Origin of the sequence: Phyllobacterium sp. LjRoot231 (assembly GCF_964253365.1) — a bacterium.
Taxonomy (GTDB): Bacteria; Pseudomonadota; Alphaproteobacteria; order Rhizobiales; family Rhizobiaceae; genus Phyllobacterium.
Window position 1 is genome coordinate 1,031,218 of the sequence record NZ_CAXUQT020000001.1, and the last position, 20,887, is coordinate 1,052,104.

Genomic DNA, 20,887 nt, shown 5'->3' on the forward strand with positions numbered 1-20,887 from the left:
TAGCTGATATCTGCATCCGTAAATTATCCCCTCAATCAGCAATCTTGGGCATCCGGATGTGGTGCATCCGCTTCACAATGGTTCTCAGTATGACCGATTTGACAATCGTAATTCCTTGCTACAACGAGTCCGGCAACATCGGAAACCTGGTGAGGGAAATCAATACAGCCCTCTTGTCCGGCCCATCCTATGAAATCATTGTGATAGACGATGGATCGGCAGATGGATCGGCAGAGGAGGCGGCTACGGCCGGCGACCATACCCGTGTGCTGCGCCACAAAAAACGCACTGGTAAATCGCGAGCTTTGATCAGCGGCTTTAAAGCAGCGCAAGGGCGGTGGATTGCGACTCTGGATGGCGATGGTCAGAACGACCCGATGGATATTGCGCGATTGTGGCCCCGCCTTGAAAGCGCGTCCCCGGCGCTTTTCGCGGGTGTGAGGAAACGGCGTAATGACGGTATCGTCAAACTGTTGACTTCAAGATCCGCCAATTTTGTTCGCAAACGGCTGCTGAAGGACGATTGCCGAGACGCAGGGTGCGGTTTCAAGGTTCTTCCGGCTGTGCTGGCGCAAAGTCTACCCTATTTCGACAATATGCACCGGTTCATCCCGGCTTTGTCGCGACGGGCGGGTTTGCCAGTGATCGAGGTGGACGTCGAGGATCGTCCAAGACTGGCCGGCGTATCAAAATATGGTTTTTTTGATCGCGCTGCGGTGGCGTTTCTCGATACGGTTGGCGTCTTCTGGCTTATCCGCCGCTATTCTGATCCGGTATCGGTAATCGAGATGAATAGCGCTGGAAGCTGAAGGTTCGCATTTCCCCATTGAAGTTTCTAACTCGCGCCGTAACACGTGTTACCGGTCCGATTGGCTGCGCGTCGGTCGGTAATCGCGCTAGCGCACCCTCGCCGGGCTGGTCATCGCCCTGCCAGACAAGCACGATATCTGAGGCCTCGCCCCGTTCAGGCGGCCAACGCAGCAGGGCTGCCACATTGCCTGCATCATCCTGGCGGTTGGAGGTGATCCTCGCGGGCGTAGGGTTCTGGGCGCGGATGGCGTCGGCGATGCTGTCGAAGGGAAAATTGAATCGGGCGGTACCGAACAGGGCAATCATTGTGACCGCGAGCGGGGCAAGGATGTACATGGCACCCGAGATGACCAGCAGGTTGCGTGCGCCGAGCACCTGCGGCAGGTAGAGCGCCAAGAGGATCGCAGTCGGTGCCAGGATCGGGGCCATATATCGCTCTGCGACGGAATGATAATCGGCAACGAAAACCAGCACCGCGAAAGCGGCAAGGCCAATCAGTATTGTGCGAAGCAGAAGCTTGCGGACATCCGCGTCGCCATCCGGCACGGGGCGTGGATGATCTCGAATCTGACCAATACGGAAGAAGATAAGGGCAGGGCCAGCCCACAGGAAGGTTGAAATCAGGAGGCTGGCGAGCCCGTCGAGCCCTACACGCGGAAGATCGAATGATTCCAGATAGCCGATCGCTTGGGCAAGCTTGTACATTCTGCCGGCGGTCGCCGCCGGGGGTGCATTAAGGGAGGCGACGACGACAGGTGTAAAAGCGGCAACGAAAATTGCAATCGAGATCCAGATCTGCCGCTGAAACAATTGACGGCGAATGGTTGGTGTCATCGCGGCGGCGATGAGGAAGCTGATCAGGAAAATGAAAAAATTGTACTTGGCCAGCGCCCCGATTGCAGCCCAGATGCCAAACCAGACATAGGCACGAGTACCCTTACCCTCGTGCAACAGGGCAAAGGAATGGACAATACCAATCGCTGCGGAAATAACGAGAATAGTGTGTGCTGTGGTCTGGATGGACATCCAGACAATCTGTGGCAGAAGTGCCGATGTGGCCAAGGCCAAAACACCCGCGCGGTCACCACCTAATCGCCGCGCCGTATCGAAAGTAAGCCAATGATAGAGCCCAAGCAAGGAAAGTCGTACCAGAGCAACGGCGGGGACCCAGTTCCAGCCAGTCAGTTCGAGCGCCAGCCGCACCAACCAGTTGTACATGGGCGGATGCGAGTTTCCATAGTTCCATGCGAAAGCAACCTCGCCAACGAATTGCGCCTCGTCAATTTCCATGAAGCGCGAGAGAAGGAGACGCAGTACCAGAATGACAAGAATGTAGAGAACGATTGCACGCGGCGCCAGGCGGGCGAGGTTTGACCAATTGATCGCTGGGCCATCCAGTGAGGCCATGCTGAAACTTCGCCAGAACACCCTTGCCCCCAACGCTTTCTTTGCAGGGTGACCTACTACAAAAGCACAGTTTGCCGCAATCCCAAGCGGGCAGCTTTACGGATACAAAAAACCGCCGGTACAAGACCGGCGGTTTTTTGTGACTTGCTGCGGTTATGCCCGGCGTATGATGCTGGCGATTAGTGAGATCAGCAACAGTGCCAGGAACACGTAGAAAATGATCTGGGCGATACCCGCCGAGGCACCAGCAATACCACCAAATCCCAACGCGCCCGCAACAAGTGCTATGATCAGAAAAATTACAGCATAATAAAGCATTTATCATCTCCCTGTCTTGTCGGATTCAAACGAGCCAGAGGCCGTTTTGTTCCCGAGCGCAGATGGGCAACGCGCTCTATGCCTTGGCCTTGCTGCTCTCTTTGAAGAAGAGAGCCTGGGTGATTAACGCCTTGACCATATCGGGATTGAATGGCTTGGTGACGAGGAATGTCGGCTCTGGACGTTCGCCTGTCAGTAACCTTTCAGGGAAGGCAGTGATGAAGATGACTGGGACCGCGTCCTGGCTGAGAATATTGTTCACCGCGTCGATGCCTGAGCTTCCGTCCGCAAGCTGGATATCTGCCAGAATCATGCTCGGATGAGTGGCGGAATAAATCTTGAGCGCCTCGTCGCGGGTGCGAGCAATGCCAACGACACGGTGCCCGAGACTCTCGACCATGTGCTCAATATCCATGGCGATCAGCGGTTCGTCCTCAATAATCAGAATGTCGGTAGCGATCTGTTTCGAAATGCCGACGGATGCTTCATCCAGCAGCCCGTAAAGTTCGCCGTCTGTGACATCGAGAATTTCCATCGTCTCGGCTTGGCTGAAACCTTCCAGGCTGATCAGCAAGAAAGCCTGACGGGCTCTCGGTGCGATCGCAGTAAGGTTGGCCGCCGCGTGTCGTTCCCAGCCGAACTCGGATTTCAGTTCGAGAGGGCGAACATTGACGGAGTTGAAATGTTTGATCAGCAGCTTGTAGAGGCTCGCACGATCGGATCCTGCTTCTGGGAAAAGAGAAACATCAGTGATCAGAATTTCAAGTGTCGCCGCGACATAGGCATCGCCGGAAGATTGCGAGCCGGTGATGGCGCGAGCGAAACGGCGAAGATAAGGCAGATGTGGAGCTATCCGGGTGGATAATGACATTATGATGAGTTCCCTGTTTCAGGTGGGGTATTGCAGCGGCAGCGGGTTACCTGAAACACTTTCACAAAAAAAAAGTTCCCTGCAACGGAACTTTCCCTTTTGTCAGGAATTGTCGTCATTAATGTGCCCTGGACATAGGCCCTATTGATACTACAGCGACGAACCACCAGCAAAGATCAAACAATGAACGCCAAAAAGAATTCTATTGACGCTCCTGAGAAGGTGCGGGTTCGCCGCCGCGATATAAAGAACGCCGAGACAGAAATTGGTTTAAAGTTACGCGCACTTTACGCATCTGTGCAGGAGGAGGAAATTCCGGCTCGTTTTCTTGATCTTCTTGAAAAGCTTGATGAGGCTGAACGCAATCACACGCAATCATCCAAATAGCAGGCTGTTGAATGGTACATGAATCTGCCGATTTCAAGAGAGATTTGATTGCTGCGCTGCCCAAACTGCGGGCGTTCGCAGTGTCGTTGATCGGCAATCCGGACAGAGCGGATGACCTTGTGCAGGATACTATCATGAAGGCGTGGGCCAAGCAGGATTCGTTCGAACCCGGCACCAATATCAAGGCTTGGCTGTTTACGATCTTGCGCAACGAATTCTACAGCCAGATGCGCAAGCGCGGGCGTGAGGTTCAGGATTCCGACGGAATTTTCACCGAACAGTTGTCCGTTCATCCGGCACAATATGGCTCGCTGGACTTGCAGGATTTTCGCAAGGCACTCGAAAAGCTCCCCGACGATCAGCGTGAAGCGATCATCCTTGTCGGTGCGTCGGGTTTTTCTTACGAGGAAGCCGCCGAGATCTGCGAGTGTGCAGTCGGAACGATCAAAAGCCGCGTGAGCCGCGCCAGAACACGTCTGCAGGAATTGCTCGATGTTCAGGGGGAGGTAGACTACGGCCCTGATTCGATTGCAACGCAAGTCACGTCAAACAAGTTCGCCTGAGGACCCACTTCTTTGAATGGCTATCTCGCTGCAGCTACTGCTTTGACAATCTGATTCTTCCCATAAGGTTTGCCGACAACCGGAACGCCGGCAAAGCCATCTATGCCGCCTGTTTCCACATCATAAGCAGTGGTGAAAACAACTGGCACGCCGCGCAACTGCAATCGGGAAGCTGCCCGCAAAGAAGAAATGCCGTGTGCCTGAACCTCGATGATTGCAATGTCGCATTCGGCCTCGCTGTCGATCCAGGCAACTAATTCATCAACCGTTGAGACCAGATCGACAGATTGTGCTTCGCACTCTTCCGCGATGCGCTCCAGCTCCAGTCCAATCAGATATTCATCTTCGAGGACCAGAAGTCGCATGCCTTTCAATTCCATTAAAGCTGCTCCTGTGGGAACTTCTTATGCACAGGGCGGTATCGCAATGTCATTTAACTAAGACATATCGATTGCGAAGAAATGTTAAGCAATTCGCAGGTGGCATGATAACTTGTCACGTGACCATCAACTGAACGGCCATGATGAAAACCACGAAGGCTTCAGCTGCCCGGCGGTATCCCTGTGACGAATGTCCATTGCGGGAGTTTCCGCATTTCCAACGGCATAACAGAGAGGAAATATCGTTTCTCTCGGATTTCAAGACGGGCGAGCTGGTTGCCGATGCCGGTACGACTGTCCTTGTGGAAGGCGCCAATAGTGCGCACCTCTTTACGGTGCTCTCGGGCTGGGGCTTCCGTTACAAGACACTGGAAGATGGTCGCCGGCAGATTCTGAACTATGTTCTTCCAGGTGACCTGATTGGTCTGCAGGGATCGGTGATGCGAGAGATGCAACATTCGATCGAGGCACTGTCGCCGATGATACTTTGCGTATTTCAGCGCGATAAACTCTCGAACCTGTTCCGCAACTATCCTGAACTCGCTTATGATATAACCTGGATCGCTTCACGCGAGGAACAAATGCTCGACGAAATCCTGCTGAGCGTGGGGCGGCGTACGGCTTTGGAGAGGGCAGCCTATCTTTTTGCTTTCGTGTTCCAGCGTGCCAAATCGGTCGGGATGGTCAAAAATGACAAGCTGACCGTGCCGCTGACGCAACAGCATGTAGCCGATACGCTCGGCCTTTCGATTGTTCACACCAATAAGACGTTGAAAAAGCTAGCAGCTCGTAACGCCCTCCGTTGGCTTGATCGCGGATGCGAGATTCTTGATGAAGACGTGCTCTTGGACATGTCGGGATGGCAGGGTTTGCCGGGTACGCTCCGACCATATATCTAGGATATTCCAGGCAATGGAGGGCACACTGTTTGTTGTGGTGGCGCAGAATAGTCATGAGCTTTTCACAGAGACCGCTAAGGGGCTTGGCGATCGTACTTTCGCTCGCTCTGATCATTGGCTCGGCGGGTTCCACGATTATCCTTGCGCGTAGCGTCAACAATCAGATCGACGATGTCCTGGCCACCTATAAAGTACGCGAACAGGCGTATAGTTCGCTGTCGCTGATGAACGAGGCTCACAGCAGCCAGCGCGGGTTCATTCTGACCCATAGTGCCCCGCTGCTCGCTCTCTACCGGAACGCAACCGCCCGGCTCGACGAGAGCCTCAACACGCTTGCGGAAATGACTAAGGGAAATCCACGGCAGCAGGCTACGGCGACTCGAATCCGCGATCTGGCGAAAGAAAAACAGAGAAACGTGGATGCGGCGATTTCCCTGGCGCTTGCGGGCATGAATACGGAAGCTCTTGCATCCCTCGGACCAAATTTCGGCGTCGGTCAACTCGATGAAATCAACAAGACAGTAGATAGCTTCCTGGGGGAAGAAGATCGAAGGCTGATCGAGCGAAACATTGCTGTGGACCGAATGAGAAGCTGGCTAACCATAGCTGCGCTCTCCTCCCTTGGTGGTGCTCTGGTTTTGGCAGTCGTTCTTGCGAACCGCACCAGGCGTTATGTACGCAAGCTGACCGAGGGACAATCATTGCTTCTTTCAGAAAAAACGATACTGGAAAGCATGGTGCAGAACCGGACGGCGGAACTTGAAAGGGCCATGCTCATAGCAACGCGGGAGCGCGCGCGTGTGGAAACACTGCTGCAGGATTCCGACCATCGCATCGGAAATTCGCTTGCAACGGTCTCGTCGCTACTCGGAATCCAGATGCGCGACGTATCGTCGGAGGAAATACGTGCCGCACTCGGAGCTGCACGAGACAGAATTCAGACCATATCCTCCGCCCACAGGCGTCTGCGGCTTGGAAAGGACCATGAAACTGTCCGCGCTGACGAATATCTGCCGGACGTCATAGCTGACATCAAGGAGTCGACTGCGCATGACAGGGATATCGGGATTGTTGCAAAGCTTACGCCAATAAATTTAAGCTCCCGGGATGCAACGACGCTTGGGATAATCATCGGCGAGTTGACGATGAATGCCATAAAACACGCATTTCCGGGTAAAAAATCAGGAGAGATAAGAATCGATCTCGCGCGTGGTGAAGATGAAGTCCTAAGACTGGAGATTGCCGATACAGGCGTCGGCATGCAGAAGAAGTTGAACAGACGCTCCTCGGGACTCGGTTCGCTCATCGTCGATCAGCTTTGCCAGCAGTTTGACGGGTCCGTCGTCTATTCAGTCAATCCCGGCGGGGGCACCTCAGTGACGGTGGCATTGCCAGGCCTCACGGAGGTGCAGCCGGAGGAGTCCGCCGAAAACGATGAATGATCGCTTCGTCAGAGCGTTGCTGCGCCTGTTTCTGGTTTTGCGGCGTTCAACTGATCAAGAGCCAATTCGATGTCGCGTAAATTCCGTGTCACGCCGTCGTCGGGATCCATGCCGCCTTCCGTAGCCGCTCGCTGCAGTCCCCGAGCCTCGCTCAACAGTTCTTCCAGCTTGGCAATCTTCTGGGCCCTGCTCAGGCCTTCGTCAGAAAGAATGTCGTTCGCTTCAAGCATTTCGGCCTCCTTTGATGGCCCAACAGAAACGAAGCTGCCGGTTAAATGTTCCCGGTAAGGAACAAAGCACAAAGGGTTGCGTTCCTGAGGGGAGCTGTTTCGATGGTATTGGTAAGGGTGACTCTTTGTGAGGCATCATATGGATATGAAATCAGGAAACATTTCAGAAAACACGTTGGAATTTCTATCGGGTTCGTCGCGTCGTGATGTTCTTTCGAGTTTAAAGACGCTTGAAATTCGAGAGCATGACAAGGATCTCCATGGTCTGGCGGAACTTGCATTGTCCATGTCCAACAGCGGCGGCGCGCAAATCTCGCTGGTCGATGAGAAACAAAGCCGTGTCTTGTCTCGTGCAGGCCGACTTGGGCTGGTTAATATCTGGGCCATCGAAGCGAGTTCACTGGCCTCGCCCGACAAGAATTGCCTGGTCGTTCTCAACGCTGCCGAGGATGTCCGCTATTCCGAAATCGATGCGGTCACCCATACGCCGAACATCCGGTTCATAGCCGTCGCGCCGATCTGCGTCTCGGACGAGTGTATCGGAGCCCTCAGTGTCGTCTCTAACGAGTCGCGAACGGAATTCGCTCCGGCTCAGCAGGAGCAACTCATGCATCTGGCAAGACTTGCGGGTTCGTTGATTACGCTCAAACGTGAATCCCGTACGGGGACCGACGCCGTGGCGAAGCTGCATCGGGATGAAGATCGCAATTCCATGGCACTGGAGGTCGGCAATGTCGGCAGCTGGGTCTGGGATCTGCGCACGGGTAAGTTCAGTGGTAACAGGATGGCCTATTCCATGCTTGGCCTTAGTCCCGATCAGCCCGTCAGCGGCGAAGACGTCTTCCGGGCAATGCACCCCGACGATTTTCCGATGATGAAATCAGCCTTTACGCGCGCGCTCGTCAACAATCAGGACTACGTCGGAGAATTCCGCGCTGCGTCATCCGGTCAATGGCTTCTCGGACGCGGCCGTATTTTTGAGCGGGATGCGCAAGGGAAGCCTGTGGTCGCGGTTGGTGTCAATATCGATATTACGGATACGAAGAATGCTGCCGAAAAGACTCGACTCCTGCTACGCGAGCTAAACCACCGTGTAAAGAACACCTTGGCGATGCTGCAATCTCTGGCGCGGCAGACGCTCAATCGCACCTCCGATCCAGCCGAGTTCATGGAGGCGTTTTCAGGGCGTCTTCGGGCCATTTCAGAAGCCCACACATTGCTTTCCGATCGGGAATGGAGCGGTATCAGCCTCGTCGATCTGGTTGCAAAACAGGTCGAACCTTATGCGATCTTCGATCCTCGACAGATCGAGCTAGCGGGCGAGGATATGGTGCTGCCGCCGGACCACGCCCTCGGACTGGGCATTGCGCTGCATGAACTTGCGACCAATGCTGCCCGGCACGGCGCGCTTTCTGTCGCCGGTGGCCGCGTACGGGTGACATGGCAGATCGAGCCGGGCTTGGACGAATCCCGCGTCATCATCCACTGGGTCGAATCCAATGGTCCGAGAGTGCTACCGCCGGAAGCGCGAGGGCTTGGCGAAAGATTGATCGAGCGTAGCCTGGATAAGGTTCTGTCGAGCAGCGTCAGATTGAGTTATCCCGAAACCGGCCTTGAGGCTTTGATTTCCATGCCAATCCGCGATCACTCAAATATCCTTGCCAATGGATGAGGTGTCTTTAGGAGACCTTCTCTTCGGCTTTGTTTTTGTCAGAAGCGAAAGACCGCCGAAGGCGACGATAGGAACTGCCAGCATCATGAGCGCGCGGGATCGCAGAACAACTGGCGCTGCGGCAAGAGCTGCTATTGTGAGAAGAGCGGATGTGTCAACCTTTGCACGCTCGCTCTGACGCTTTCGTGCAGCCCGTTCGACAATCTTCATAATTATATAGGCAATTAGAGCCAAGCCGAACGCGCTCCCTGCGAGGGTCAGCGAAGCATGCATTTCACCGTAGCGTTCGGCAAGGGCGATATAGGCAGCGACAAGCAGGAAAATCAGGCCGATAGTTGCCAGCGCAGCGATAACGCCCAAGAAGACGGCGTTGCGCTTTACTCGGTTTATCGCGAGACCAACTTCACCGGCGGCGACGCTGGTCAAAAGTGGGGTCAGTAGTTTTAACATGTCAGCGGCGGGCGATCAGGGCAAGAAGGAAACCGACGCCGGCGGCGACGGCAATCGTGGTCAGCGGATTTTCACGAACAGTTTCGGTAAGCTGGTCTTCGAGTTCACGTGCTTGTAGGCGCAGGTCCTCGAACGTTTCCTCGCTTCGAACTTTTGCGGTTTCGTAAGTACTTGCTGCGCTGCGCGTGGCGTCCTTGGCGGAGTTCTTTCCTATCTTGGCTAGGGTCGCTGCAATATTCGCAATGTCTTCCTTCAGCGCCGCAACCTGCGCTTGCAAATCAGGATTGCTGTCGGTCGCGTCATCGACTCCTTTGCGAACTTTGGAAGAAACCGTGGCCATGGAAAAACTCCTTGAAAAAACAGCTGGATGTCAGGAAACGTCGGTCATCAGTATTTGTTCCAAGGAAGGCCGCTGCAGGTCTGCCAGTGGCCTTCCATTTCCAACCTTATGACAGGTAGCCCATGAACCACAGAATGAGGATGATCGGAAGTGGCGGCCCAATGAGCCAAAGCAAAACACCACGTAACATTTTTAAAACTCCTTTTCTTCTGCTGTCTCCAGGGTGATCGTCCGAAACTGGGTACTAATAGCCGGGTTAAATTCTTCCCATCAGAAGCAAAATCAACAGAACGACCAAGACTATTCCGACGAGTCCGGAGGGACCGTAGCCCCAATTTCTTGCATGCGGCCAAGTTGGAAATACTCCAATAAGCGCCAAAATGAGAATGATGATGAGAATTGTCGTCAGTGACATTCTTTCCTCCTTCTCCTGGGAAACCTTACAGTCGGAAAACACACGAAATAGGATTTGGTTCCCGAGGGATAAGCCCGAAGCACGGCCCAGAGGCACGAATGCAACCAAATTGAGCCGACTTCGTTCCTGTCGAGGGTTTCAACGGAGATGGGATTTTATGGATGTCATGACGGTGGGTTTTCATGCCCTCTGAAGAGGTCGGAGGGGCGTCGCCGCGTGCCGTCGAACGGGTAACCCAACGATCGATCCACTCGCCTGTTTCGGGGAATGCGGCAAATCAGTTTCCACCAGTCATTGTTGCGATAGCCATTGTCGCAGCGCTTTATTTTGCCCGAGTCATTTTCGTTCCATTGGCGCTGGCGTTGCTTTTGACCTTTGCGCTGTCACCATTGGTCACCGGCCTGCACCGTTCAGGTGTGCCGAAAGGCGTTGCCGTATTCAGTGTAGTCATAACGGCGTTTCTTGTGATCTTCGTGTTCGTCAGCATTATCGCGAGCCAGCTCACGGTGCTGGCGCAGAACCTGCCAAGCTATCAGTACAACATTGAAACGAAGATTCGCGCGATCAAGGATGCGCAGTCTGGTAATAGTATTTTTGATCGTGGCGCGCGCGTGTTCAAGCGCCTTAGCGACGAGATAGGCCGCTCGGATGAGGTCGAACGCTTCGCTACCGGCGATGGGGCTGCGGCCAAATCATACCCGGCGCGTCAACCTCCCCAGAATGTCGCGCCACCGGAGCCCACGCCGCCCCTACACGGGCAAGATCCTAACAAGCCCGTGCCGGTGGAAATCCGCAACCCACCCCCAGATCCATTGAGTTTGCTCCAGACCTTTGCCGGGCCGTTGATCCAGCCCCTGGCGACAATTGGCATTGTCATCGTGGTGGTCATTTTCATGCTGATGCGGCGTGAAGATTTACGCGATCGCTTCATCAAGCTAGTGGGAGCGAGCGATATTCATCGAACGACGACAGCCCTGCATGATGCCGGTAAACGCGTCGGCCAATATTTGCTCATGCAGCTGATCATCAATATCAGCTTCGGCGTACCAATCGGAATCGGGCTATGGTTCATCGGTATTCCCAATCCGATGCTGTGGGGCATGCTGGCGATCGTTCTACGTTTTGTGCCCTATATCGGGCCGATCATTGCAGCTGCCTTTCCGCTTATCCTGTCGCTGGCTGTCGATCCGGGTTGGATGGTGCTTTTCTGGACGGCTGCTCTGTTCATCGTGCTAGAACTTATCAGCAGCAACATTATGGAGCCGCTGCTCTATGGTTCCAAAACCGGACTGTCTCCGGTTGCTATCCTGATGGCCGCCATTGTCTGGACCTGGATCTGGGGTCCGATCGGATTGATCCTTTCGACACCGCTTACTGTGTGCCTTGTCGTTCTTGGCAGACATGTGCCGAAGTTCGAGTTTCTCGATGTTCTCCTCGGCAATGAGCCGGTGCTCCTTCCACCGCAACAGCTATATCAACGGCTGTTGTCTGGCGATCCGGATGAAGCAACAGAAAAAGCGGAGGAATATCTGCAATCAGCGACCATCATGGACTATTACGCTTCAGTTGCTATTCCGGCGCTACTGCTCGCCGAACACGACAGAGGCCGGGGTGTGCTTGACGAGCCGAGGCGCAGCCGTGTGGCGCAAAGCATGATCCTCCTTGTTGAAAACCTGTCTGAATACCATGATGTTGAGGACGAAGAAGAGGAGGAAGCCGAGGTTAAGAAGGCTCAGTCTGATGACAAGAAGTCGAAAACCGAAAAGCCCAGAGCCATGGTGTCCGCAGGCGGACGCGGCGACCTTGACGATGCCGCAGCGGTTGTTCTTGGTGATCTTCTTGAACGCAAGGATTTTTATGTTCGCGATATTTCTCACGAAGAGCTTGAGGCGGTCAATATAGGGAAGCTTGATCTTACGGGCGTTGGCGCCATCTACATCAGCTATCTCAACACGTCTTCGGTCGCTCACGCACGCTATCTCGTTCGCCGCATAAGACGGCGGAACGCGCGCATAAAGATTATTATCGGATTCTGGGCCGAAAATGCTGACGACGTTGATGGTGAGAAGATCGTCGGATCAACGCGCAACTGTTTTTTTGCATCGTCGATCGAAGCGGCGATCGAGCAGGTTTGTGCATGAGAAAACCGCCGATCTTGCATTTTTGACGAGTGGTTTTTTGCGGCGCACGGCATGATCGCCTTTTGACGCTGACGAATTCAGCCGGTCCGTTCTCGGGCCGGTTGCTTTTTGTGCGATAGTCTGTCGTGCTGTCTTTTTATATCGAAATCAGACTTTCAGCTTTTAAAAGGAACTGCCGATGAGGATTAATGTGGGGTGTGAACTGACATTCGAATTTACGCAGGAAACGCCTCTGATTGCCATTTTGAACGTGCATCATTCACGGTTTGCCGATCTTGAAGGCATCGAGACATTCCAGACCACCTTCGGTGCCAGTGTCGAGGGGTATCACGACCAGTTCGGCAACTGGTGCAATCGTATTCTCGCTGCGCCGGGCACATTTTTTTGCTCGACAAATGCTATCGTGCGCGACAGTGGCATGCCAGACCCTGTGGTTTTCGATGCTGTTCAGCATCGGGTACAGGATCTTCCGGATGAAACGCTGGTCTATCTTATGGGCAGCCGCTATTGCGAAACCGATTTGTTGAGCGAGGAAGCATGGCGCCTATTTGGCCACATACCGGAAGGCTGGCAACGTGTTCAGGCCGTGTGCGATTTTGTGCACAACCACATTGTGTTTGGCTACGAGCATTCGAACCCTACGCGCACGGCGTCCACGGGATATTTTGAAGGCCGCGGCGTGTGCCGTGATTTCACGCATCTCGCAGTTGCCTTTTCGCGCTGTCTGAATATTCCGACGCGCTATTGCACTGGATATATTACCGATATCGGCATACCCTTACCGCACGCGGAAATGGACTTTTGTGCGTGGATGGAGGTTTACCTCGGCGGGCAATGGTATACTTTTGATCCACGTAACAATCAGCCCCGTATAGGCCGGATCAAGGTGGCGCATGGGCGCGATGCGGCGGATGTGCCTCTGACGAATATATTCGGGCCTAATGTTCTGACGAGGTTCAAGGTTTGGGCCGACGAGGCTGTTTGACCGCGTGTTTTTCGCAACCTTCTGCGCTTCCGGCAGTTTGTCGGGAGACATTGGCAATGCCAAGGAGGAAAATGTATGAGCCAAAGAGCGATCGATTTCGTTAATAACTGGATCGACACGAATGTCGATGCCAACAAACCGGCGGATATGGCACATCATGATCGTCGGCCAAAGCAACTTGCTGCAAAATGTGCTGCCGATGCGGAAGCTGCCGGTATTTCGGTATCCGAGATCAAGGATGGTCTGGGTGATCTGGAAATCTGCATGATTACGGCAATAGACAGGGCGGCGCTGGCCAAGGAGAGTAAGCAGGCTTGAACGTTCAGTGAAAATCCCTCGATTTCGGCAGAATACGCACCTTGCGTGGATGACTGGCCCGCGGTTGATCCGGAACAGGATGGATCACTTCGTCACTATGGGACACAGGCAAGGTAGTTCGTTGCTCGGAGAGACGGTAGAGATCGCCTGTTCGATCAAATAATTTCCTGGCAACAATGTGAACGACATTATCTGCGCTCTGAACCATACCTTCGATCAGAATCAGGCGCGATCCCATGACTTCCTTGCGATATTTCTCCAACAGTTTTTGCCAGACAACGATATTGGCGATGCCAGTCTCATCTTCAATAGTCATGAAGACAACGCCCTTGGCACTGCCGGGCCTTTGGCGGACGGTGATTACTCCGGCGAGCTTGACACGCCTATTGTTGCCCAGGCCGTTTGCCTGCTTGCAGGTCGAAACATTCTCCGCGATGAACATCTCACGAAGGAATTGCATCGGATGGCCCTTGAGCGAGAGACGTGTCGATTCATAATCGGCAATCACATGCTCGGACATTTTCATTTGCGGCAGCCTGGTTTCGGCTTCCCTTGCCAGTTCATTCGTTTCAGCGGCCTGGAATAGTGGCAGGGTTTCATTGTCGGGGAAGCGACGGACCGCCCAGAGTGCTTCGCGGCGGTCAATTTCAAGCGAGCGAAACGCATCGGCATCTGCAAGGAGCACAAAGGCCCGTCTTTCCAGCCGTGTCAGGCGGCGCAGCTCTTCGATGTCACTATAATGGCGCTCGCGTCTTGCGCAGACTTCGTCCGCCCAGGCTTTCGAAAAGCCTTCGACTTGTCGAAAACCCAGTCGCAAGGCGAGGGTTTTAGGATCAATTCGTTCCAGCGTGTTGTCCCATTCACTGAAATTGATATCGACAGGCCGCACTTCGACGCCATGTTCGCGTGCATCGCGGATGATCTGAGCGGGGGCGTAGAAGCCCATAGGCTGCGAATTCAACAGGGCGGCTGCGAAAGCTGCTGGGTGATGGCATTTGATCCAGGAGGAAATATAGACGAGGATGGCAAAACTTGCCGCATGGCTTTCCGGGAAACCATATTCACCAAACCCCTTGATCTGGTTGAAGCAGTTTTCGGCAAAGCTCCGCTCATAACCGCGGCGAACCATGCCTTCCACCATTTTCCCTTCCATTTCACTGATCGTACCGACATTGCGGAATGTGGCCATGGAACGGCGCAATTTATTGGCTTCGTCGGGGCTGAATTTCGCCGCCTCGATTGCTATTCGCATCGCCTGTTCCTGAAACAGAGGAACGCCGAGGGTTTTTTCAAGAACGTTGCGCAATTCATCCTTGTCGCCCTTCTCCGGAGAAGGGGATGGATAATGGACTTTCTCTATTCCATTTCGGCGGCGCAGATAGGGATGCACCATATCGCCTTGAATTGGACCAGGGCGGACAATGGCGACTTCGATCACCAGATCATAGAAGGTTCTTGGGCGCAGGCGTGGCAGCATATTCATCTGGGCGCGGCTTTCCACCTGGAACACACCAAGGGAATCGGCATTGCAAAGCATGTCGTAAACTTTTGGATCGTCCTGTTCGATGGTGGCCAGCTCGTAGCGGTTGCCACCATGCAGATGAATGAGGTCGAACGCTTTGCGGATGCAGGTCAGCATCCCCAGCGACAGCACATCGACCTTCATAATGTTGAGTTCGTCGATGTCATCCTTATCCCATTCTATGAAAGTACGATCTGCCATGGCTGCAGGCCCGATGGGAACGGTCTCATCTAGCCGTTTCTGTGTCAGGACAAATCCGCCGACATGCTGGGAAAGATGGCGCGGAAAACCGATCAATTCGGTCGCCAGCCTGACAGCACGGCGTATCATTATATTGTCGGGATCCAGTCCGGCTTGCCGCACTTCGTTCTTTTCAACCGTCGTGCCCCAGCTGCCCCAGACCATATTGGCAAGAGCTGCGGTTACATCTTCGGTCAGTCCCAAAGCTTTACCGACATCGCGGATGGCGCTTCGCGGACGATAGCTGATGACGGTAGCGACTATGGCCGCACGATCGCGGCCGTAACGTTTATAAACCCATTGCATCACCTCTTCGCGCCGCTCATGTTCGAAATCGACATCGATATCAGGCGGCTCCTTGCGTTCCGCCGAGAGAAACCGCTCGAACAGCAGATTGATTTTGACCGGGTCGACGGCGGTGATGGCGAGGCAATAGCAGACTGCGGAATTGGCGGACGACCCGCGTCCCTGACACAGAATATTCTGCGAGCGGGCATAGGTGACGATATCATAGACCGTCAGAAAATAAGGCGCATAATTCAGTTTTCCGATCAGGGCCAGCTCCTTTTCCACAAGCTCACGAACTTTGTCGGGAATGCCATCGGGATAGCGCTTTGCCGCACCTTTCCAGGTCTCATCAATCAGATGTTGTTGTGGGGTCTTACCGGGAGGCACAGGTTCGTCAGGATAGTCATACTTCAGCTGATCGAGGGAAAAGCCGATCGGCTCAACGAAACGCTGCGTTTCCTGAAGCGTCGCCGGGAAATGCCGGAAAATTCGCTGCATTTCATCCGGCGATTTCAAATGCCGTTCCGCATTCTTTTCCAGCCTGCGCCCGGCCGTATCGATGGTGACATGTTCGCGGATGCAGGTCAGTACGTCCTGTAGCGGGCGCCGGGCAGCGGCGTGATAGAGTACATCATTGATCGCCAGCAGCGGGATATTTGCATCGCCTGCAATGCGCGCCAACTTCTCACCATGCCGCCGGTCTGCACCCTGATGCGGCATGGCAAGACCAAGCCAGACTGAGCCCGGCGCTGCCATCGAAATATCTTTCAGGAAGAAGTTGAGTTTTTTATCTGGACGGATGGGGGGCATAACCGCAATCTGAAAGTCCTTTGCGCGAAAGAAGAAGTCCTCGAACATCAGATGGCACTCACCCTTGATTTTCGCCCTATCCTTGCCTTCGCTCAAAAGACGACAGAGCTGACCATAGGCGGTGCGGTCGCGTGGATAGACAAGCAGATCCGGAGTGCCGTCGATAAAGACCAGCCTGCACCCAATGAAAAGGTTCAGGCGTATTCCTGCTTTTTCCTTGAGTTCATTGTGAGCCTTATAGGCGCGCACCACGCCTGCCAGTGTGTTGCGGTCAGCGATGCCCATACCATCAAGCCCGAGTATGGCTGCAGCCTGCACCAGTTCATGCGGTTGCGAGGCGCCTTCAAGGAATGAAAAATTGCTGGTGACGGCAAGTTCCGTGTAAAGTCGCATCAGGCAAAGATCCCGTGCAAAAACCAACGCGGTGTGGGATCGCCACGCTCATACAAGCCTTCACGAAACACCCAAAAACGACGGCCTCTATTGTCTTCGAGGCGGTAATAATCCCGCGTCAGCGCGCCGGCATGTTCGCGCCACCACTCGGGGGCGATACGTTCCGGTCCCTCTGCCAAGGTGATAATATGCTGTACCCGGCGCCAGACAAATCGTGCTGGGGCGGCGTCAGGGACTTCAAATGTGGCATCAATCCGCTCGGGTGGCTGAAACAGCCGAATCGGTCGCTCCGGAGGATTGCCGGGATGCGGTCCCGGCGACCATTCAACCGGTGTATCCTGTTTTGCCTTGACTGCAGGTTCAAGCAAAACGGCGCGCTCCGGAATGTGTGTGTCGACAGGAACCGGGCACAGGACGCGGGAACTGCCAAGACGGATGGAAAGCCGGTCGACAAGCGTGTTGATTTCTTCTGTTTCCTGGGCGCGGTTGTCGAGGCTTTTTTGTATTGCCTGGCTTCGCTCCACGCGAACTGCGGCAAGCCGGATGATATCAAAACCATAGCCGGTATCGAGCGGATCACCGAGTGTGGAAAGCCGCTCCTTCAGCAATCGGAAGAGAGTCTTCGTCTCAGTGACAGGCCGCCCGGTCTGAATGCTGATACGACGCACATCGCCGTCGGCTCGGAAGAAACTCGTTTCGACCTCTCGCGCACCTTCAACCCTTTCTTGCAGGCTTCGGAAGAGTTCGTCGCTCAAGGAAAGGAGTACGTGCTCAACGGATTCCATGGCGATGAGCGGTTCAGCCATACGCCGCTCGACCATGCAAACCGGAACGATGCGGCGAGGAGAGATAGGTTCGTCCTGACGCCCGAACAGTGCGTCGAGACGGTTCACAAGATTTGTGCCGAAGCGCGCCGTGAGTGCCGCTCGGGGCAAGACATCGATATCGCCGACGGTGCGCAAACCGGCTCGCTTAAGGCCAGCAAGATGGGTTTCTTCGATATCGAGACTATGAAGCGGCAAGGCGTATAATCTGCGCGACTCGTCATTCTGGCTGACAATTCCACCGGGCGAATGTCTGGCAAGGGCACGTGCTGCAGCGGGGTTAGTTGCAATAGCGCTGCGGACGATCATGCCATGCTGGTGAAGGCGTTTATGGATATCTTCGATAAGATAGGTTTCATCGCCAAAAAGATGAATGCAGCCGGTCAGGTCGAGAATGAGACCGTGCGGCTCGTCAAGCGCGACAAGCGGGGTATAGCGGTCGCTCCAGTCGGCAAGCTTTTCGAGAAGTGCGGCATCCTTGCGCGGCGAGGCGAAAGCGATATCCAGCTTTTCAAATTGCGCGCGTGCATCGGTCAGGGCCATGCCTTTATAGAGACCTGCCTTGGCTGCCTTTTCATCGACAGCCGTCAGCCGCAGGGCATTGGCAAGTCTGTCCACCACGATCAGGTGCTGATCAGTATGGGCGCGTCCCGGATTTTCGCGTTTGAGGCGGTCGGTAGGAAGGTGTGGAAACCACAGTGCCAGAAATCGGCTCGACCTGTCTGAAAACATGATTATCACTCTCCCATTGCAGAATCCAATGGCCTGTCATTCCCTGTCTGTTGCGTATAAGCTTTGCTTCGAAGACCGGTTGTCCGGGTGCATTGGCGCCACTCGATTGCGAAGGTGCAGCACGGATCAGCCAGCGCGTGACAGCGGCATTTTCGCTGGGGTATGCGCCTAATCGTAAAAGAAAAGCCGGCACATCGGTTTGTTGCGCCGTCAAAAGCAATTTGCGTGAGGCGGTCAAATCCAGACATTTCGGATTGCTCCACGGCGCGATGATGACTGCGCCCATGCCACGAATGCCGAGACTGTCGGAAGCTGTTTTCAAGACATCCTGCGGCGAAGCGCATCGCACGATGATGAGACGCTGCGGATCAAGCCCGATATTTTGTAAGCCGGGTGCATAGGGGAAGCCATTTTCCAGTGCGGAAAAATCTTCCTCCAGCCAAAGAAGTTGGCTCTTATCTGGGGAAGCACGGAGGGCCAAGGCAATGACGAAACCCGTGGCCGCACCCGCATCGCCAGCCTCTTCTGCGAAGATTTCATGCACAGCACCGCGCTGCAGACCCTCGCGAAAGAAGCAGTCAATAGCATTGTCGCCGAAGTCAAAGGCGGAGCGCTGCGCCGCCCGCGCATTCTGCTCTCCAAGAGACGCAATGTCGCGTCTCAACGCCGCAAGATCGACAGTTGTCACTACGGTATACTTTCTAATGTTCATGATATGTTCCATTATGGAATCCGATGGCGGTAAGAGTCAAGCGGCATGTATCAGGTTGTTGCGTGAGCCATTATCGATCTATACGGGTGGAGAGAATAATCGATGACATTGTGCGTTCGACACCTTCGAGTGCTCCGATCTCGTCGAGCAATTTGTCCAGTTCCTGGATGGACGGCGCTTCCACAATGACGATCATATCGAACTGCCCGCTGACCGAGTGAAGCGTTCTGACCCAAGCAATCTTCCGCAAAGCGGCCTCAACCTTCACCGCCAGTTTTGGCAAGGCAGTTACAAGCACATGTGCCCTGACCAGATTCTGTTCGTATTCCGGTGAAAGCTGAACGCTATACCCCCGGATCATGCCGCGCTTTTCCAGCCGCTCGATACGGCTTTGCACTGTGGTGCGCGATACGCCAAGCTTGCGGGCAAGGTCGGCTGTCGAGGCTCTGGCGTTCTCACGCAGCAGAGAAAGCAGGGAATGATCGGCTTCTGTCAGCATAATGACAAATCCATTCGGCGTAATGACTAAATTAAGGGCGTTATATCGTCAGTTTATAGACTTCATTTCGCCGAGCAATATGCGAAATTCATATAAAGTTTTTATATCCGAGGGGAATCACATGAAAGAGATCGTTGTTGTCGGCGCAGGGAAAATCGGTGGGACCATCGCCAATCTTCTGGCTGGTACCGGAGATTATCGCGTAACCGTCGTTGATCGTGCGCAAGCACAGCTTGATGCGCTGGACATATCACCGCTCGTTGCAACCGCCTGTATCGAGATTGCCGAAGTCGGCGCACTTGAACAGGTTCTTGATGGCAAATTCGCTGTGCTCAGCGCCGCGCCGTTCCATCTGACAACACGCATTGCTGAAGCTGCTGCCAAATCCGGCGTGCATTATCTCGATCTTACCGAAGATGTTGCGAGCACGCGCATCGTCAAGCAGCTGGCAATGACTGCCAAGACCGCTTTCATTCCCCAATGCGGCCTTGCGCCCGGCTTTATTTCCATTGTCGCCAATGATCTGGCCAAACGCTTCGACACGCTTGAAAGCGTTCGCATGCGTGTTGGCGCGCTGCCGCAATATCCGTCAAATGCGCTGAACTACAATCTGACCTGGAGCACCGACGGTGTCATCAACGAGTATTGCGAACCTTGCGAAGCTATCGTCGATGGCGAGTTGACGGAAGTGCCGCCGCTCGAAGAGCGCGAGGAATTCTCGCTCGACGGCGTGACCTACGAGGCATTCAATACCTCAGGCGGCCTAGGCACATTATGTGAGACGCTGCTCGGCAAGGTGCGCACGCTCAACTACCGCACGATCCGCTACCCCGGCCATGCGGCCATCATGAAGGCGCTGCTCAATGATCTTGGACTGCGTGACCGCCGCGATGTGTTCAAGGATATCCTCGAAAACGCTCTGCCATCGACCTTGCAGGATGTCGTCGTGATTTTCGTTACGGTCAGCGGCCGCAAGAAAGGCCGCCTCCTGCAAGAGACCTACGCGAACAAGGTCTACAGCAGCCATATCGGCTCGCAGCTCTATAGCGGTATCCAGATCACCACGGCATCGGCTATCTGCGCCGTGCTCGATATGCTGGCAAAGGGCGACTTGCCACAGCAGGGTTTCCTTAAGCAAGAAGATATTGCGCTTGACGCTTTCCTCGCCAATCGCTTTGGTAAGGCATATGCCCAGACGGAGACGGCGGGACGTCTCGTCGCCTGACAAGAGTAAAAATA

General features: G+C 54.4%; 22 protein-coding genes. 10 read left to right on the plus strand and 12 right to left on the minus strand.

The genetic code is table 11. From position 1 onward, the window contains the following. Positions 1-89 precede the first annotated feature (89 nt). A complete protein-coding gene (locus ACSQ3H_RS04935; RefSeq protein WP_436116022.1) occupies positions 90-809 on the plus strand; it encodes a glycosyltransferase family 2 protein in 720 nt (239 codons plus the stop codon). Here ACSQ3H_RS04935 and ACSQ3H_RS04940 read toward each other — a convergent pair. From ACSQ3H_RS04940 to ACSQ3H_RS04950, 3 genes are all read right to left on the minus strand, one after another. Beyond that, positions 751-2,217 carry a glycosyltransferase family 39 protein gene (locus tag ACSQ3H_RS04940; protein WP_436116023.1) on the minus strand — a complete coding sequence of 489 codons (1,467 nt, stop codon included), beginning with the start codon at positions 2,215-2,217 and terminating at the stop codon, positions 751-753. The genes ACSQ3H_RS04935 and ACSQ3H_RS04940 overlap by 59 nt on opposite strands. 153 nt (positions 2,218-2,370) lie before the next feature. Next, positions 2,371-2,535: a DUF1328 domain-containing protein gene (locus ACSQ3H_RS04945; protein WP_027231091.1), complete on the minus strand. Its 165-nt coding sequence runs from the start codon at positions 2,533-2,535 to the stop codon at positions 2,371-2,373. A 76-nt stretch (positions 2,536-2,611) separates the two neighbouring features. Then, complete coding sequence (locus tag ACSQ3H_RS04950) at positions 2,612-3,406, minus strand: response regulator (protein ID WP_436116024.1); 795 nt, start codon at positions 3,404-3,406, stop codon at positions 2,612-2,614. A gap of 183 nt (positions 3,407-3,589) precedes the next feature. Here ACSQ3H_RS04950 and ACSQ3H_RS04955 point away from each other — a divergent pair, with 183 nt between their 5' ends. Both ACSQ3H_RS04955 and ACSQ3H_RS04960 read left to right on the plus strand, forming a co-directional pair. Then, positions 3,590-3,793, plus strand: coding sequence for a NepR family anti-sigma factor (locus tag ACSQ3H_RS04955; protein ID WP_112532194.1), 204 nt, complete (start codon positions 3,590-3,592; stop codon positions 3,791-3,793). Between the two features lie 11 nt (positions 3,794-3,804). Beyond that, positions 3,805-4,356 carry an RNA polymerase sigma factor gene (locus tag ACSQ3H_RS04960; RefSeq protein ID WP_436116025.1) on the plus strand — a complete coding sequence of 184 codons (552 nt, stop codon included), beginning with the start codon at positions 3,805-3,807 and terminating at the stop codon, positions 4,354-4,356. Between the two features lie 20 nt (positions 4,357-4,376). On the opposite strand, the gene ACSQ3H_RS04965 is transcribed toward ACSQ3H_RS04960, so the two are convergent. Next, positions 4,377-4,736, minus strand: coding sequence for a hypothetical protein (locus ACSQ3H_RS04965; RefSeq protein WP_436116026.1), 360 nt, complete (start codon positions 4,734-4,736; stop codon positions 4,377-4,379). A gap of 143 nt (positions 4,737-4,879) precedes the next feature. Here ACSQ3H_RS04965 and ACSQ3H_RS04970 point away from each other — a divergent pair, with 143 nt between their 5' ends. Together ACSQ3H_RS04970 and ACSQ3H_RS04975 are read left to right on the plus strand one after the other, a co-directional pair. Further along, a complete protein-coding gene (locus tag ACSQ3H_RS04970; RefSeq protein WP_436119350.1) occupies positions 4,880-5,635 on the plus strand; it encodes a Crp/Fnr family transcriptional regulator in 756 nt (251 codons plus the stop codon). 53 nt (positions 5,636-5,688) lie between these two features. Further along, positions 5,689-7,077: a sensor histidine kinase gene (locus ACSQ3H_RS04975; protein WP_436116027.1), complete on the plus strand. Its 1,389-nt coding sequence runs from the start codon at positions 5,689-5,691 to the stop codon at positions 7,075-7,077. 8 nt (positions 7,078-7,085) lie between these two features. Here ACSQ3H_RS04975 and ACSQ3H_RS04980 read toward each other — a convergent pair whose 3' ends face one another. Further along, positions 7,086-7,307 carry a hypothetical protein gene (locus tag ACSQ3H_RS04980; protein WP_436116028.1) on the minus strand — a complete coding sequence of 74 codons (222 nt, stop codon included), beginning with the start codon at positions 7,305-7,307 and terminating at the stop codon, positions 7,086-7,088. Positions 7,308-7,446: 139 nt separating this feature from the next. Between ACSQ3H_RS04980 and ACSQ3H_RS04985 the strand changes: the two genes are divergently transcribed. Next, entirely contained in the window at positions 7,447-8,979 is a 1,533-nt protein-coding gene (locus ACSQ3H_RS04985) for an HWE histidine kinase domain-containing protein (RefSeq protein WP_436116029.1), read from the plus strand. Here the strand turns inward: ACSQ3H_RS04985 and ACSQ3H_RS04990 are convergent. The 3 genes from ACSQ3H_RS04990 to ACSQ3H_RS05000 form a co-directional block, all read right to left on the minus strand. After that, complete coding sequence (locus tag ACSQ3H_RS04990; protein WP_436116030.1) at positions 8,956-9,429, minus strand: hypothetical protein; 474 nt, start codon at positions 9,427-9,429, stop codon at positions 8,956-8,958. The genes ACSQ3H_RS04985 and ACSQ3H_RS04990 overlap by 24 nt on opposite strands. A 1-nt stretch (position 9,430) precedes the next feature. Beyond that, a complete protein-coding gene (locus ACSQ3H_RS04995) occupies positions 9,431-9,769 on the minus strand; it encodes a DUF883 family protein (protein ID WP_436116031.1) in 339 nt (112 codons plus the stop codon). A gap of 256 nt (positions 9,770-10,025) precedes the next feature. Then, positions 10,026-10,184 carry a DUF3309 family protein gene (locus ACSQ3H_RS05000; RefSeq protein ID WP_436116032.1) on the minus strand — a complete coding sequence of 53 codons (159 nt, stop codon included), beginning with the start codon at positions 10,182-10,184 and terminating at the stop codon, positions 10,026-10,028. 182 nt (positions 10,185-10,366) lie between these two features. On the opposite strand from ACSQ3H_RS05000, the gene ACSQ3H_RS05005 reads away from it, so the two are divergent. The 3 genes from ACSQ3H_RS05005 to ACSQ3H_RS05015 all read left to right on the plus strand — a co-directional run bounded on the left by ACSQ3H_RS05005 (position 10,367) and on the right by ACSQ3H_RS05015 (position 13,628). Next, positions 10,367-12,325 carry an AI-2E family transporter gene (locus ACSQ3H_RS05005; protein WP_436116033.1) on the plus strand — a complete coding sequence of 653 codons (1,959 nt, stop codon included), beginning with the start codon at positions 10,367-10,369 and terminating at the stop codon, positions 12,323-12,325. 178 nt (positions 12,326-12,503) lie between these two features. Next, positions 12,504-13,310, plus strand: coding sequence for a transglutaminase-like domain-containing protein (locus tag ACSQ3H_RS05010; protein ID WP_436116034.1), 807 nt, complete (start codon positions 12,504-12,506; stop codon positions 13,308-13,310). Between the two features lie 75 nt (positions 13,311-13,385). Next, positions 13,386-13,628 carry a DUF768 domain-containing protein gene (locus ACSQ3H_RS05015; protein ID WP_436116035.1) on the plus strand — a complete coding sequence of 81 codons (243 nt, stop codon included), beginning with the start codon at positions 13,386-13,388 and terminating at the stop codon, positions 13,626-13,628. Positions 13,629-13,632: 4 nt separating this feature from the next. Here the strand turns inward: ACSQ3H_RS05015 and ACSQ3H_RS05020 are convergent, their stop codons facing one another. The 4 genes from ACSQ3H_RS05020 to ACSQ3H_RS05035 all read right to left on the minus strand — a co-directional run bounded on the left by ACSQ3H_RS05020 (position 13,633) and on the right by ACSQ3H_RS05035 (position 19,648). Continuing rightward, the gene (locus ACSQ3H_RS05020) at positions 13,633-16,881 is read right to left on the minus strand and encodes an error-prone DNA polymerase (RefSeq protein ID WP_436116036.1); all 3,249 of its coding nucleotides are present in this window, start codon (positions 16,879-16,881) and stop codon (positions 13,633-13,635) included. Then, entirely contained in the window at positions 16,881-18,326 is a 1,446-nt protein-coding gene (locus ACSQ3H_RS05025) for a Y-family DNA polymerase (protein WP_436119351.1), read from the minus strand. The genes ACSQ3H_RS05020 and ACSQ3H_RS05025 overlap by 1 nt, the downstream gene beginning before the upstream one ends. Before the next feature lie 13 nt (positions 18,327-18,339). Continuing rightward, positions 18,340-19,149: an ImuA family protein gene (locus ACSQ3H_RS05030; protein ID WP_436116037.1), complete on the minus strand. Its 810-nt coding sequence runs from the start codon at positions 19,147-19,149 to the stop codon at positions 18,340-18,342. A 70-nt stretch (positions 19,150-19,219) separates the two neighbouring features. Beyond that, positions 19,220-19,648 (minus strand): Lrp/AsnC family transcriptional regulator, encoded by a 429-nt coding sequence (locus ACSQ3H_RS05035; protein ID WP_436116038.1) that lies wholly within the window; start codon positions 19,646-19,648, stop codon positions 19,220-19,222. Positions 19,649-19,769: 121 nt separating this feature from the next. Here ACSQ3H_RS05035 and ACSQ3H_RS05040 point away from each other — a divergent pair, with 121 nt between their 5' ends. After that, on the plus strand, positions 19,770-20,873 hold the full coding sequence (locus ACSQ3H_RS05040) for a saccharopine dehydrogenase C-terminal domain-containing protein (RefSeq protein WP_436116039.1): 1,104 nt from the start codon (positions 19,770-19,772) through the stop codon (positions 20,871-20,873). The last annotated feature ends 14 nt before the right edge of the window (positions 20,874-20,887 follow it).

Bases quoted from the DNA above. Each gene is read 5' to 3' on its own strand.
- ACSQ3H_RS04980 (WP_436116028.1), bottom strand. From the start codon at position 7,307: ATGCTTGAAGCGAACGACATTCTTTCTGACGAAGGCCTGAGCAGGGCC.
- ACSQ3H_RS05010 (WP_436116034.1), top strand. From the start codon at position 12,504: ATGAGGATTAATGTGGGGTGTGAACTGACATTCGAATTTACGCAGGAA.
- ACSQ3H_RS04990 (WP_436116030.1), bottom strand. From the start codon at position 9,429: ATGTTAAAACTACTGACCCCACTTTTGACCAGCGTCGCCGCCGGTGAA.
- ACSQ3H_RS05020 (WP_436116036.1), bottom strand. From the start codon at position 16,881: ATGCGACTTTACACGGAACTTGCCGTCACCAGCAATTTTTCATTCCTT.
- ACSQ3H_RS04935 (WP_436116022.1), top strand. From the start codon at position 90: ATGACCGATTTGACAATCGTAATTCCTTGCTACAACGAGTCCGGCAAC.
- ACSQ3H_RS04985 (WP_436116029.1), top strand. From the start codon at position 7,447: ATGGATATGAAATCAGGAAACATTTCAGAAAACACGTTGGAATTTCTA.
- ACSQ3H_RS04940 (WP_436116023.1), bottom strand. From the start codon at position 2,217: ATGGCCTCACTGGATGGCCCAGCGATCAATTGGTCAAACCTCGCCCGC.
- ACSQ3H_RS05040 (WP_436116039.1), top strand. From the start codon at position 19,770: ATGAAAGAGATCGTTGTTGTCGGCGCAGGGAAAATCGGTGGGACCATC.
- ACSQ3H_RS04960 (WP_436116025.1), top strand. From the start codon at position 3,805: ATGGTACATGAATCTGCCGATTTCAAGAGAGATTTGATTGCTGCGCTG.
- ACSQ3H_RS05030 (WP_436116037.1), bottom strand. From the start codon at position 19,149: ATGAACATTAGAAAGTATACCGTAGTGACAACTGTCGATCTTGCGGCG.
- ACSQ3H_RS04970 (WP_436119350.1), top strand. From the start codon at position 4,880: ATGAAAACCACGAAGGCTTCAGCTGCCCGGCGGTATCCCTGTGACGAA.
- ACSQ3H_RS05035 (WP_436116038.1), bottom strand. From the start codon at position 19,648: ATGCTGACAGAAGCCGATCATTCCCTGCTTTCTCTGCTGCGTGAGAAC.
- ACSQ3H_RS04975 (WP_436116027.1), top strand. From the start codon at position 5,689: ATGAGCTTTTCACAGAGACCGCTAAGGGGCTTGGCGATCGTACTTTCG.
- ACSQ3H_RS04950 (WP_436116024.1), bottom strand. From the start codon at position 3,406: ATGTCATTATCCACCCGGATAGCTCCACATCTGCCTTATCTTCGCCGT.
- ACSQ3H_RS05015 (WP_436116035.1), top strand. From the start codon at position 13,386: ATGAGCCAAAGAGCGATCGATTTCGTTAATAACTGGATCGACACGAAT.
- ACSQ3H_RS05000 (WP_436116032.1), bottom strand. From the start codon at position 10,184: ATGTCACTGACGACAATTCTCATCATCATTCTCATTTTGGCGCTTATT.
- ACSQ3H_RS04945 (WP_027231091.1), bottom strand. From the start codon at position 2,535: ATGCTTTATTATGCTGTAATTTTTCTGATCATAGCACTTGTTGCGGGC.
- ACSQ3H_RS04995 (WP_436116031.1), bottom strand. From the start codon at position 9,769: ATGGCCACGGTTTCTTCCAAAGTTCGCAAAGGAGTCGATGACGCGACC.
- ACSQ3H_RS04965 (WP_436116026.1), bottom strand. From the start codon at position 4,736: ATGGAATTGAAAGGCATGCGACTTCTGGTCCTCGAAGATGAATATCTG.
- ACSQ3H_RS05005 (WP_436116033.1), top strand. From the start codon at position 10,367: ATGCCCTCTGAAGAGGTCGGAGGGGCGTCGCCGCGTGCCGTCGAACGG.
- ACSQ3H_RS04955 (WP_112532194.1), top strand. From the start codon at position 3,590: ATGAACGCCAAAAAGAATTCTATTGACGCTCCTGAGAAGGTGCGGGTT.